At 65.7% G+C, this 12,658-nt stretch carries 8 protein-coding genes; 4 read left to right on the top strand and 4 right to left on the bottom strand.

Annotated features, from left to right (window positions below):
* Positions 1-13 precede the first annotated feature (13 nt).
* The gene (locus AC1C2O_RS09440; RefSeq protein ID WP_495430177.1) at positions 14-472 is read left to right on the top strand and encodes a MarR family winged helix-turn-helix transcriptional regulator; all 459 of its coding nucleotides are present in this window, start codon (positions 14-16) and stop codon (positions 470-472) included.
* A 38-nt stretch (positions 473-510) separates the two neighbouring features.
* On the opposite strand, the gene AC1C2O_RS09435 is transcribed toward AC1C2O_RS09440, so the two are convergent.
* The gene (locus AC1C2O_RS09435; protein WP_495430176.1) at positions 511-1,377 is read right to left on the bottom strand and encodes a serine hydrolase domain-containing protein; all 867 of its coding nucleotides are present in this window, start codon (positions 1,375-1,377) and stop codon (positions 511-513) included.
* A gap of 132 nt (positions 1,378-1,509) precedes the next feature.
* Here AC1C2O_RS09435 and AC1C2O_RS09430 point away from each other — a divergent pair, with 132 nt between their 5' ends.
* The 3 genes from AC1C2O_RS09430 to AC1C2O_RS09420 are packed head-to-tail and all read left to right on the top strand — an operon-like array spanning position 1,510 to position 7,333.
* Positions 1,510-2,124 carry a hypothetical protein gene (locus AC1C2O_RS09430; protein WP_495430175.1) on the top strand — a complete coding sequence of 205 codons (615 nt, stop codon included), beginning with the start codon at positions 1,510-1,512 and terminating at the stop codon, positions 2,122-2,124.
* A 5-nt stretch (positions 2,125-2,129) separates the two neighbouring features.
* On the top strand, positions 2,130-6,008 hold the full coding sequence (locus tag AC1C2O_RS09425) for a Pls/PosA family non-ribosomal peptide synthetase (protein WP_495430174.1): 3,879 nt from the start codon (positions 2,130-2,132) through the stop codon (positions 6,006-6,008).
* Entirely contained in the window at positions 6,005-7,333 is a 1,329-nt protein-coding gene (locus AC1C2O_RS09420) for a M1 family metallopeptidase (RefSeq protein WP_495430173.1), read from the top strand. The genes AC1C2O_RS09425 and AC1C2O_RS09420 overlap by 4 nt, the downstream gene beginning before the upstream one ends.
* Here the strand turns inward: AC1C2O_RS09420 and AC1C2O_RS09415 are convergent.
* From AC1C2O_RS09415 to AC1C2O_RS09405, 3 genes are read right to left on the bottom strand one after another with little or no spacing between them, the layout of a single operon-like run.
* A complete protein-coding gene (locus AC1C2O_RS09415) occupies positions 7,305-7,955 on the bottom strand; it encodes a 4'-phosphopantetheinyl transferase family protein (protein ID WP_495430172.1) in 651 nt (216 codons plus the stop codon). The two genes, AC1C2O_RS09420 and AC1C2O_RS09415, sit on opposite strands and share 29 nt — an antisense overlap.
* Positions 7,956-7,994: 39 nt before the next feature.
* Complete coding sequence (locus AC1C2O_RS09410) at positions 7,995-9,326, bottom strand: cellulase-like family protein (RefSeq protein ID WP_495430171.1); 1,332 nt, start codon at positions 9,324-9,326, stop codon at positions 7,995-7,997.
* Positions 9,323-12,601, bottom strand: a complete 3,279-nt coding sequence (locus tag AC1C2O_RS09405; protein WP_495430170.1) for a DUF5107 domain-containing protein — start codon at positions 12,599-12,601, stop codon at positions 9,323-9,325. The genes AC1C2O_RS09410 and AC1C2O_RS09405 overlap by 4 nt, the downstream gene beginning before the upstream one ends.
* Positions 12,602-12,658 lie beyond the last annotated feature (57 nt).

Raw genomic sequence — 12,658 nt, 5'->3', positions numbered from 1 at the left:
GTAAAGTTGAGGGATGCCAGAGAATGACGACACAACGCGACCCCCGGCCCGCTTGCGACGCCTGGTCTCGTGGCAGTCCGCGCGAGTATCGACGCTCGGCGCACGATTCACAGCCCAGCGCCTCCCGCTCGGCGCGCGCGCCGATTTTGCCGTTCTCGCCGCCCTCGACGAATACGGCTCCCTCAGCCAGGCAGAGCTCGGCCGCCGACTCGGCCTCGACCGCAATGACGTGAACGGGATCGTGACCCGCCTTCAGGCGGCTGCCCATATTGATCGCGAACCCGATTCACATGATCGACGACGCAACATCGTGAGCCTCACCGAGGCAGGCCTGCGTCATCTCGATGAGTTGCAAGCCTATGCGGATGAGGTCCAAGCGGATCTCCTGCAGGGGCTCGACGTCGCCGAGCGTGAACGCCTCGTCGAACTACTTGGCAAAGTACTGGGGGGCCACAAGGCTCAGTCGGCGTAGTCCCGATTCGATGCAGAATACGGCTCCGGGGAGACCGCTCACTGCGCCACAAGCTCCGAGGCTACGAACGCAGCCATTGCATCCGCGCCGAAGTGATCGTCGGCAGTGATCGTCACGACGGCATCGCCGACGAAGATGAGCAGTTGGCCGTACGCCCCATGCAGCCTCCACGCCGGCCCGGGGCCGCCCCATCCGCTGAGCGCATAGCGGTCGTAGCCTGGATTCACGCCTGCGACCACCCAGTCCGAGTGCATCGCGTCGATCCACTCGGTGGATACCAGGCGTTGTCCCTCCCAGACGCCGCGATCCCGAACGAGGCGTCCGATTCGCGCCAGTTCCTCGGTGCGCAGCGCGAGGCCCTCGCCGGCGACGATCCGTCCGTTAGGGCAGCGAGCCCATTCGAGGTCATCAATGCCGAGGGGAGCGAACAGGCGTGGGATGAGGTATTCGAGTACATCGCCGACCCTGGTGGCGAGCAAGAACATCGCCGTATACGTGCTCGCGTTGGAGTACTGGAACACGCGTCCGCGAGCTGGCCTCGCGAGGAACTCGTGGGCGAGATCCGGCCAGTCCGTCATCATCGTCTCCGACCACGGCAGGTCTACTCCGCTCGACATGCTCAAGAGATGGCGGAGGGTGACGTCCTCGACACCGTCACCGAGCGCGACCTCCGGCAGATAGGTCGATACCGGCGCATCCAGGGAGATCAGGTTCTCGTCTGCAGCGATGCCAGCCGCGAGCACGCAGATGCCCTTCGCTGCCGAGTGGATGTCTTCGCGGATGTCGGGCGTCCAGCGGTGCTCCGCAACGTCGTCGCCGGTGCGCACGTGCACACCGTGGGCTCCGAAACCGGAAGCATCCACCTGACGCACGATGAGGTCTCGGATGGTCTGCGCAGAAGTCACACTCACAGTCTGCCCGCATCCCCAGCGCCCGACGCATGTTTCCACTTCGTTCACGTTCACGCTGTATTGTTGGCGCCCTCACCGCGCGTCTGATCCCGGCACGGTATTCTCCGGAAGCGAAAAGGTTGAACCATGGCGAAGACCACGAAAGCGGCGAAGTCCGCGAACACAGCGATCACCGCAGCGGGATCCGCAGCGAAGGACGCCAAACAGCTCAGCAAGACCTTGCCCAAGAAGGATGCGAAGAAGCTTCGCACCCTCGCGGACGAAGCGAAGGATGCGGCGAAGGTATCGAAGAAGAAGATCGCGCGCAGCCCGCGCAAGGTCGAGAAGAAGGCCATAACGGCGGTGGAACGCCTCGAGAAAGCCACCGACAAGATCGAGAAGAAGCGTGCCACCGCGGCGGCGACTGTTGTGAAGAAGGCGGCCGTGGCAAAGGAGTCGCAGCCTGCCAAGAAGGTGCCCACGGCTAAGACGGCACCCGCTGCTAAGAAGGCGCCCGTTGCTAAGAAGGCACCGGTTGCTAAGACGGCGCCGGTTGCTAAGAAGGCCCCCGTTGCTGCTAAGGCCCCCGTTGCTAAGAAGGCGCCCGCTGCTGCTAAGGCCCCCGCTGCTAAGAAGCCCGCCACCTCCACCGGGCTGACCGCACTCACCGTGCTGCAGCTGCGCGATCGGGCTCGATCTGAGGGGCGTACCGGGTTCTCACGGTTCTCGAAAGCTCAACTCGTCGCGTTGCTCTCTTCCTGATCCGCGTGCAGGAGTATCTCGATCGCCGCGGCGATGCCCCGGCGCCGCGAACGCTGATCGACATCCTTCGGGCGTCCGCAGCGCAATACCCCGAGGCATCCGCTCTTGAAGATGCTTCGGGCGCACTGAGCTACGCGGAGCTGCTCGCGCAGGTCTCGCTTACGGCCGAGCGGCTGCACACGCAGGGCGTGCGCTGCGGCGATCGGGTCGGCGTGCGAATGCCCTCGGGAGGTCGTGAGCTCTATCTGTCGATCTTGGGAATCATGGCGGCAGGGGCAGCCTACGTGCCCGTCGACGCCGACGATCCGCAGGAACGCGCCGACCTCGTATTCGGCGAGGCAGTCGTCAGCGGGGTCATCACGAGCGATGGCTACCAGTCGTGGTCCAGCGAGCGAGCGGATGACGCATCCGACGAGTTTCCGCCACCGGGTCTCGAGGACGACGCGTGGATCATCTTCACGTCTGGATCGACCGGCGTGCCGAAGGGCGTCGCTGTTTCTCATCGCTCGGCGGCAGCGTTCGTGGATGCCGAAGCGCGGCTTTTCCTGCAGGGCGCCCCGCTCGGTCCTGGCGACCGAGTACTCGCCGGGCTCTCGGTCGCATTCGACGCCTCCTGCGAAGAGATGTGGCTTGCCTGGCGCCACGGCGCATGCCTGGTGCCGGCCCCGCGTGCCCTGGTGCGCTCAGGAGAAGACCTGGGTCCGTGGCTGGTCGGCCACGGGATCACCGTGGTGTCTACCGTCCCGACGCTGGCGGCGCTCTGGCCGCAAGACGCGATCGAGAACGTGCGGCTCCTCATCTTCGGCGGCGAGGCTTGTCCGCCCGAGCTCGTCGCGCGACTGGTGGGTGAGGGCCGCGAGGTGTGGAACACCTACGGTCCCACTGAGGCCACCGTTGTGGCGTGCGCAGCGATCATGGACGGCGAGGGACCGGTGCGTATCGGCCTCCCGCTCGACGGCTGGGCACTGGCCGTGGTCGACGGCGAAGGCCTTCCGGTTCCTGACGGCGAAGTCGGCGAACTCATCATTGGTGGCGTCGGGCTTGCGCGATACCTCGACCCAGCGAAGGATGCGGAGAAGTACGCCCCGATGCCGACCCTCGGCTGGGACCGCGCCTACCGGTCCGGCGACCTGGTGCGTGCAGACCATGCCGGACTCCTCTTCCAGGGGCGCGCCGATGATCAGGTGAAGGTCGGCGGCCGACGCATCGAACTCGGCGAGGTCGAAACGGCGCTTCAGTCGCTCAGTGCCGTCTCGGCGGCCGCTGTCGTCGTGCAGCACTCGGAGGCCGGAGTGGCGCTTCTGGTCGGATACGTGGTCGCGACAGAGGGTTTTGATCGGCAGACTGCTCGAGCGCAGCTTGCCGAAATGCTCCCAGCACCGCTCATCCCGCTTCTCGCCGTTGTGGATGACCTGCCCGTTCGAACCTCGGGCAAGGTTGACAAGGCCGCACTCCCGTGGCCGCTCACCGACACGGACGCCTCTGACTCCCCGCTGACGGGAACGGCGGCGTGGCTGGCAGAGCAGTGGCTGGCTGTGCTCGGCATCCGTCCTGCTGATGAGAATGCGAACTTCTTTCAACTCGGTGGTGGGTCGCTTGCAGCGGCCCAGGTCGTCTCACGCATCCGCACTCGTGCGCCGGAGTTCACGATGGCGGATGTCTATGATCTGCCTCGTCTGCGCCAGATGGCGGAGGCTGTGGAAGCGGAAGCATCCGATGACGAGACGCCGCTCACCTTCAGCACCCCGCGGCCAACGCCGCGGGTGATGCAGTGGGTGCAGAGCATCGCCGGCGCACCGCTGTTCATCCTCACCGGGGTGCGGTGGACGATGTGGCTGCTGGCGGCGAGTTGGATTCTGCGACTGTTCCCCGGCTTCGACTTCCTGCCGGATGCCCCGGGGTGGGTGGTCCTTGCAGGTCTCTTCTTATTCGCCACGCCGTTCGGCAAGATGGCGCTGTCCGCCGGGTTCAGCAGGGTGCTCCTGCTCGGACTCACGCCCGGTGACTACCCGCGCGGCGGGGGAGTGCACCTTCGACTCTGGCTCACCGAGCAGATCGCACAGCAGATCGACCCGGTCGGTCTCGCCGGTGCACCCTGGGTGAGTTACTACGCCCGCGCGCTCGGTGCCAAGATCGGTCCGAACGTCGATCTGCATACCCTCCCGCCAGTGACGGGCATGCTGAACGTCGCCGAGGGGGCCTCGATCGAACCAGAAGTCGATCTGACCGGCTACTGGATCGACGGCGATACCGTGCGCATCGGCGGAATCCGCATCGGGGCGGGCGCCTCGATCGGCGCACGCAGCACGCTCGCCCCCGGTACGAAGATCGGTCGCAATGCCGAGATCGCTCCCGGTTCCGCTGTCTTCGGGCGCGTGCGCGCCGGGCAGCGCTGGGCAGGATCGCCCGCGGCTCGAGTCGGCGGAACGTCGACGCCCCTTGCCTCTGAGCGACCCCCAGCGCCGAAGCGCTGGCTGTGGGCGTACGGAGCCTCGTCGGCGTTGCTCGGCTTGCTGCCGTTCATCTCGTTCGCGTTGGGCGGTGCGGTGATCGCGCAGGCGATCGCTGGATCGTCCTCGATCGGCGCCGCGATCCTTCCCGCGCTTGCATGGCTCATTCCGGCCACCCTCGTTTCCGGCCTGGTATTCGCGGGAGCGGTTCTGGTGCTCGTGCGACTGCTCTCATTCGGGCTGGCCGAGGGCGTACATCCGGTGCGAAGTCGGATTGCCTGGCAGGCGTGGACCATCGAGCGTCTCCTCGACTCGGCGCGCACGATCCTGTTCCCCATCTACTCGAGCCTCTTCACTCCCATCTGGCTGCGGATGCTCGGTGCGCGGGTCGGTCGCGATGTCGAGGCATCCACTGTCCTGCTGCTGCCCTCCCTCTCAACGATCGACGACGGCGCCTTCCTCGCCGACGACACGATGGTCGCCACCTACGAGTTGAAGGGTGGATGGATGCGCCTGGCCGAGGCACGCATCGGCAAGCGCGCGTTCCTCGGTAACTCAGGGATGGCGGGTCCAGGGCACCGGGTTCCGCGAGACGGACTGGTCGCGGTGCTCTCGGTTGCGCCCGAGAAGTCGAAGCCAGGGTCGTCGTGGCTCGGTTCTCCGGCGATGCGTCTGCGGCGGGTCGTGAACGATTCCGATCTTGAACGCACGTACAAGCCTCGCCGGTCGTTGCGCGTCGCGCGTGCCCTGTGGGAGTTGAGCCGCGTGATCCCGGTCTTCGTGACATGCGGACTCGGGCTCGGTGTGCTCTTCACTCTTTCGGTGATGATCGACGTGTGGGGGCTCGCCCTCACGATCGTCCTGTCGGGCGTTGTCCTGATGATTGCGAGCATCCTCGCCGCCGGCATCACAACCGTGGCGAAGTGGACGATCGTCGGCCCGATACGCCCGGGCGAACACCCGCTCTGGTCGAGTTTCGTGTGGCGCACCGAGGTCTCGGACACCTTCACAGAAATGCTTGCGGCGCCCTGGTTCGCGAACGCCGCTGCGGGAACCCCGGCGCTCGCGATGTGGCTGCGATCGCTGGGTGCGAAGATCGGTCGCGGTGTGTGGACCGACAGCTATTGGCTTCCAGAACCCGACCTCGTGACCCTCGGCGACGGTGCCACCGTCAACCGCGGATGTGTGGTTCAGACGCATCTGTTCCATGATCGAGTGATGAGCACTGATACCGTCACACTCGAAGCGGGTGCGACTCTGGGCCCACACAGCGTGATCCTTCCTGCAGCGACGATCGGCGCGGATGCCACCGTCGGGCCCGCATCGCTGGTCATGCGAGGCGAGGTCGTGCCCGTTGGCAGCCGCTGGAGCGGCAATCCGATCGGCCCATGGCGTGCCGTGAAGGTGCGCGCGTATCAGCAGGCCGACAGATGACGGGCGATCGCTACGCGCCGCAGAGCGGCGACCCGAACCTCAGCATCGACCACTACGAGCTGAGCCTCGAGTACAAGGTTCCGACCAACCGGCTCAGCGGGACTGCGGTTCTCCGGGGGCATGTGCTGGAGTCGGCCAAATCGATCGCACTCGACCTGGTCGGCGTGCGCGCCACCCGCGTGCGCGTCGCCGGAGACAAGAATGCGGGGTTCCGCCAGACCGACCGCAAACTCTGGATCACGCTAGGGCACCCGCTCGAAAATGGCGAAGAATTCACCGTTACGATCACCTACGCCGGGGCCCCGCGACCGCGCCGCTCTCGATGGGGGCAGATCGGGTGGGAAGAGCTGGAAGACGGAGTCATCGTCGCGTCACAGCCCACCGGAGCGCCCACGTGGTTCCCCTGCAACGATCTGCCGTCAGACAAGGCCACCTACGGGATCGAGTTCACCACCGACCAGGCGTACACGGTGGTTGCGGGTCGGCGCACCGGTCGTTCGACTCGTGGTGGCAAGACGACCTGGACCTTCGCGCACGATGTACCGATGGCGACGTATCTGGCCACGGTCCAGCTGGGCAGGTACACCACGGAGTCCCTCGCGTTGGGCTCGGCCGCCGGCGAGCTGCACTATCCGCGGGAGCTAGCCGCGCGTGTGCACGCGGATTTCGCGGATCTGCCGCGAATGATGACGGTCTTCGAGGATGCCTTCGGTCCTTACCCGTTCGCGGAATACGCGGTGGTCGTTACACTGGACAACCTCGAAATCCCGCTCGAGGCGCAGGGCGTGGGGATTTTCGGTGCGAACCACATCGACGGCGTCGGCGGCTTGGAACGACTCATCGCGCACGAGCTCGCGCACCAGTGGTTCGGCAACAGCGTCGGGCTGTCGCAGTGGTCCGACATCTGGTTGAACGAGGGATTCGCCTGCTACGCGGAGTGGATCTGGTCGGAACGTTCGGGTGGTCCCAGCGCAAATGAGAAGGCGCTCGCACACCACGCGCGTCTGCGCGCGCTTCCGCAAGACCTCGTCCTCGGCGACCCTGGACCCGACCTCATGTTCGACGACCGCGTCTATGAGCGAGGCGCACTCACCCTGCACGCCCTTCGCCTCGCGATCGGCGACGAGACGTTCTTCGAGGTGCTTCGCAGCTGGACCCGCAGTTACGGTGCCGCCACCGCAACGACGGAGGATTTCATCGTGCTCGCAGAGGAGATGAGCGGTATCCCGCTCGCGGCGGTCTTTCGCACGTGGCTCGCCGTTCCGGCGCTGCCACCGCTGCCGCTAACCGCTTCGCTTACGCAGCTGGCGCGACCGCCACGCTGAGAACGAAACTGTTCGGGCCAGGCGCGGCGGATGCTTCGATCGTCTCGGCGCGGCCTGGTATCGACATCCGATGTGCACCGCGGATGATGCGGCCTTCTCGATCGTGGAACGACACGGTCGCCGGCGGCACACGGAGTCCGCGGCCGTCGGCTTTCAGGGCAGCCTCGATCAGCGTCCATCCCCGCAGATCGGGCGGCGGTGCCGGCGCGAAAAGCCGTGCGAGCTCGTCGAGCGGCCCGATCCTGGACTCAGCTTCGATGTCGATGCCGACGGCACTGGCATCAGCGTCATGCACCGCGGCGATAGCCACCATGCTGCCCGCGTAGCTGACGCTCAATGAGACAGGTGCATCAACCACCCTCGGCGCACCGTGATCGCCGCCGCACCGCTCGCACACGGTTGATATCTCAGCATCGGCCTGTGTCGAGAGCTCAGTGAGCAGCTGCGTCATCAGCCAGCGTCCGGTGAGGAATCGCGCGGCCTGAACGTCTTGCAAGCCTGCGTGCCGCTGCACCTGCGCCGTACCAAGGCCGCGCAGAATCGACACATCGGGAAGGTTCGGGCCCGCGGAATCTGCCCACGCGATGCGGACTGGGCCCAGACTGGTGCGGCCGACGAACATTCCCTCAGTTTAGAAGGCTCCCGCCGCGTGACAGTCGAGTCAGGGCTCGAGGAACAGCGCGTTCATTCGCCGCTGCCACTCGGTATCGGCCCACATGGGGTGGTGCGGTGCTGCATTCGAGCACGCGACGACACCCCAGACGCCGTGCGCGCGAGCGGTGCGCATCCCATGCTCGGCAAGTGCCCGGCCCACGGGCCCTTCTTCGAAACGTCCGTCTCGGGGCGTGTAGCCGATCCACCCCTCACCGATCACAGCCGGCACGCCGCGCCAGCGTGCCCATTCTGCGATGGCGATGACGCGCGACTCAATCTCGCGCTGCATCACCTCGTGGTGTGCGTCATAGTGCGCGTCGAGCCACGCATCCCACGCGGCAGCGTCAATCCAGTCATATCCGTAGATCATCTGGTCGGTGATGACCGTGGCCCTGAGCTTCCAGCTGGCTGGCCGTCCGTACTCGTCGACGCTCGGGGCATCAGGCCGAAGCAGAGCACGCAACTCGGCATTCGGGAAGCCCTCGGTGCCTTCGGAACGGATATCGATGCGTCGCTGCAGAGCATCAAGCACACCGTAGCTGTAGACATGGAACTGTGCCACCTGCAGGTCCGGCGTGAGACGGTGCATGGCCAGGTGGGGTGGCTTGCCGTAGCTGACGGTGATGAGCTGATCGGCATGCCACGAGCGGAGCCTCTCCATCGCGGCGATGCCGTTCACGATCCCTGGGCCATCATCAGTCGCATCGATAGGAGGAAGGATCGAGAAGTCGACCTCGTTGTGCAATTCAGTGAACGCGATCGATTCGATCAGGCCCGCGGCGCGGATCTGATCGAGGAGCCGGCCGAATGCATCGGCGAGGGCCTCGTAGCGACGTTCGATCGGCACTCGGTCGATTGCTTCGAACCAGGCGGGGTCACCCGCGAATGCTGTGGACTGCTGGTACTCCCAACTCGCGAGGATGACAACGATCCCGTGCTTCTTGGCACTTTCCAACACGGCGAAGAAACGCGCTCGCACATCGATCGTGTACCCACCGGGACTGTCATACCAGCGGGTCCGCTGCCCGTAATAGCCGTGGCCGGGTGCCGCGCCCAGCCCCTCGATCGGCAGCGCTTCGGCAAGAGCGTCGAGACCCAGGTCTCCGGCGAGAAGCAATGGCGCAGCGCAGATGCGCACGGCGTTGTAACCGCGCGCAGCAGTTTCGGCCATCGCCTGCTCGACGTTCTCATACGGCTCGTCAGAACCCGCCCTGGTGTACCAGGAGAAGTCCCACAAACAGACGGCGAGGCGCTCTGGCAGGTGCGCGGGAACCGCTCCGGTAAGCGTGGAATCGGGCGCAGCGGGCATCACGGAGGTGCCGAGGTAACGTTCGCTCATGCGGTGAACTCCATCTGGTGGCGACCCTGTGCCGCGAGGTCTCGGAGCTCCTGCGCCTCGGCGGCTCGCCGCTCAGCGGTGTCGATCGAGAAGAGTAGCAGCTCCGGCATCGAGGTGGCGAAGTAGTCGATCCGGTCGGCAGCCGCTTCGAGATCGTCTGCTCGCGCATCGAGAACGTCCCATACGTGCCGTGCTTGGTCGGTCTCACCCAGGCGCAGGTGCGCCCAGCCGATCCACACATCGCGTGTTGTGACCAGGTGCCCGGTGGCAGCGAGCGGCCCGTCAATTTCGCGGGCACGGCGCCATGCGGCGGCAGCCGCCGCATCGTCACCAAGCGCGGCTTCTGCGTCGCCGAGCAGCACGAATCGCTCGGCGACGACGTCTGCGGGGTGGCGCCCCTCGCCGAGATGCTCGGGGGGAACGATGCCCGCTTTCAGCAGCTCGCGAGCCGAGCCTGGGTCGGTATCGATCATTTCGCGCGCTACTGCGGTCGTCGCACGATCGAAGACCGCAAGCACCTTGCCCTCTCCTCCCTCAAAGGGCTGGAAGCTGCGTTCGCCGAGCAGCGATAGGGCCTCGCGGGCGCGCCCCAAACTGACCAGGAGATCGGCATACACGACGGCTAAGTCATCGCGGATCAGCACCGAAGGCCCAGCCTGCTCGATCGCTGACAGCCGCGCCGCGGCATTGATTCCGCGCAATGCGGACAGCTGATCACGCTCGTACACGAGCCGGGCGTCGGACGCGCCACTCAGCTTCAGCGCTCCCGCGTATCGCTCGTCGGCGAGCTCAAGGTCGCCACCGGTGTTGACGACCGCGACTGCCGCATTTCGCCACACCACCGGGTCGTCTGCGCCGGCCGAGATCGCGGCATCGAGGGCGCGAAGAGCTTCTGCCGTACGCCCCGCATCGAGCAGCCAGCAACCGAGCATCCCGTTCGCACGGGGATCGCCGGGGTCGGCGTCGAGCGCGAGTTGAAGCATCGCGAGGTCATCCAATCCGGCGGGGAAGGCGAGGAGAGGATCTGCTTCTCGAGCGGCAGAACGCGCAGCCATGGCCCGCTCGTGATCGCCCGCTTGGTCGAGGAAGACCGCCAGCGCGTACGCAGCCATCGGCGCGGGGTTGCCGAAGCGACCAGGTCTTGCCAGCATGGCGCGTTTTGCCAGAGCGATGCCACGTTCGCGCTCGCCGAGACGATGCATTTCATGGGCCATGGTGAGCAGCGTGCGGGGATCGATCGGATCCAGCGCATCATCGAGTGCAGCGAGCAGCGGATCCAGCGGATCGGCAGCCCGAGCCGGCGCAAGGAGTCGGTCGGCTTCGGGAGCGCGATCGAGCGCCCGCAGCGCCGTCACCTGGGCCGCGAGGGCCTGGCTGCTTGAGGAATCCAGCTTCGCCGCCATATTTGCGAACTCCAGCGCACGGCGCGCGTCACCCGCGCGAAGCGCCAGCCGGGAACGACCCAGCAGCGCTGGCAGCGCGAGGCCGCCATCCCACATGGTCTTACCGAATGCGTCGGCAGCTTCGTGGAAACGGCCGAGACGCTCAAGCACGAGCGCGCGCAGGAAACTGATGTCACCGTGTTCGGGGTTAAGGTTGCGTCGCGTCTCGCGGGCGAGCGCCAGGTCGAGGTGTTCGAGTGCCTGTGGAAAATCGCCTCGAGCAAACGCCAACCGAGCGATCCCCTCGTGGGCCCGGGCATCACCCGGGTCGCGACGAACGGCCTCGCGGAAATAGGGCTCGGCAGCTCGGCTCGGGTGCCGATACTGCACGAGGTGGCGTCCCGTCACGACAAGTTCATCGTTGGACTCGATGTCGTTCGGATCAGCCGGCTCCTCAGCAACCCATGGCTCCACGGCAGGGGAGTGGTGCGCACTCCATCGAACGAGGTCGCGCGCGATGGACGCGTCGGAATACACGACAACATCCAGATCGTCTCGGGTGGCCGGTTCTTCGAGCTCGAACTCCGCGGTGAAGGGTGCGCCAGGGCCACACGGCGCCGACCAGCTCGTGATCGTCGTGTCGTTGCGCCGCAACTCGATGCGCAGCTCTTTGTGTTCGCGGGTCGTGGCGATGCCGAGTCGTACCAGAGACCCATCGACCTCGAGCCCGACGGCTGCATCGAGCGTTGCCTGCACGGCGGGGCCGATGTCCTGGATCGGATACCAATACTGGCTGAACGTCCGAGTCTCGCCGGGGCGCAGCCAGGTGAAGTCGGGCTGGTTGTCTGTGAAGACTCCGGCCATAAGCTCGACGTACGGGCCATCACCATCTGTGAGATGGCGGTCCCAGGCATGTCCAACCGGACCATTGCCCCACGTCCACATTTTCTTGCCCGGTGCGATCGCTCGGTCGGCCCAGTGCACGAATCCGGCTTGCGCCTCATGATCGTAGCCGCCGAAGAAGTCGTCGACGGTGTCGGTGATCATGTACGAAGTCGGGACACGCACATTGCCGTAGAAATCAATGCGGTCGGCGCCGGTCTCAGCGGATTCCAGGGCTGGATAATCTACGCCGTAGTAGGGGCGGTCGGCAGCCGGAAACGCAGTGATCGCGCGACGCGCGTGGTCGGCCACATAGCCGACATCGGTGGGGAAGAACGACTGGTACTTATCGTGCGAGCGTGCGGCGACGTTCGCCCACCAGAGGAACGTCTGGGGCACATCGGTGCGGTTCACGAGACGGGCTTCTAGTTCGATGACTGTCGAATCGCCGCGCAGTCCGATCCCGTGACTGGCACGCATGCGTTGCAATTGGTCGAGGTCGCTGTGCCACACGGTGACCGCGCCATCATCATGGCGAACGATGTGTGTCTCCACCGGAAGGTGGGTCGCCGGGCGGTGATGCTGAGGCCAGTTGAACTCGACGCCACCGGATATCCAGGGGCCGGCGACGCCTACGAGTGCGGGCTTGATGACGTTGTTGCGGTAGAAGAAGTCGTAGTCGCGTGTCTTGTCGTATCCGATGTGGATCCGGCCGCCGAGCTCCGGCAGGAGCACGAGACGTACCCAACGGTTCTCGATGTGGATCGCGCGCCATGTGCGTGGCCGCCGCTCCGACTCGATTCGGTCGGTGAACGGCATCGGGTAGATCTTTCCGCTTGATCCCTGATAGACCCGGCGATCGAGGAAGGCGGGGTACTGGTCGGGCTCGGCCGCATCGTACGTGTCGATGGTGATCGACTCTTCCCAGCAGGCGACTCCACCCGCTTCGAGACGGGCGCGCTCGGCCTCCGGCGCATCAGGTAGCACGATCGGCTGGTGCGAGGTATTCATGTAGTCAAAATTACTGTCGGCCTGCGCGTCGAGACATAGGAGATCATCGGATTGACA

Source organism: Microbacterium sp. Y355 (assembly GCF_059445345.1).
This window is presented reverse-complemented; position numbering and strand designations above follow the sequence as displayed.

Coding starts and splice junctions, on each gene's coding strand:
- AC1C2O_RS09420 (WP_495430173.1), top strand. CDS start 6,005: ATGACGGGCGATCGCTACGCGCCGCAGAGCGGCGACCCGAACCTCAGC.
- AC1C2O_RS09430 (WP_495430175.1), top strand. CDS start 1,510: ATGGCGAAGACCACGAAAGCGGCGAAGTCCGCGAACACAGCGATCACC.
- AC1C2O_RS09440 (WP_495430177.1), top strand. CDS start 14: ATGCCAGAGAATGACGACACAACGCGACCCCCGGCCCGCTTGCGACGC.
- AC1C2O_RS09405 (WP_495430170.1), bottom strand. CDS start 12,601: ATGAATACCTCGCACCAGCCGATCGTGCTACCTGATGCGCCGGAGGCC.
- AC1C2O_RS09415 (WP_495430172.1), bottom strand. CDS start 7,955: ATGTTCGTCGGCCGCACCAGTCTGGGCCCAGTCCGCATCGCGTGGGCA.
- AC1C2O_RS09410 (WP_495430171.1), bottom strand. CDS start 9,326: ATGAGCGAACGTTACCTCGGCACCTCCGTGATGCCCGCTGCGCCCGAT.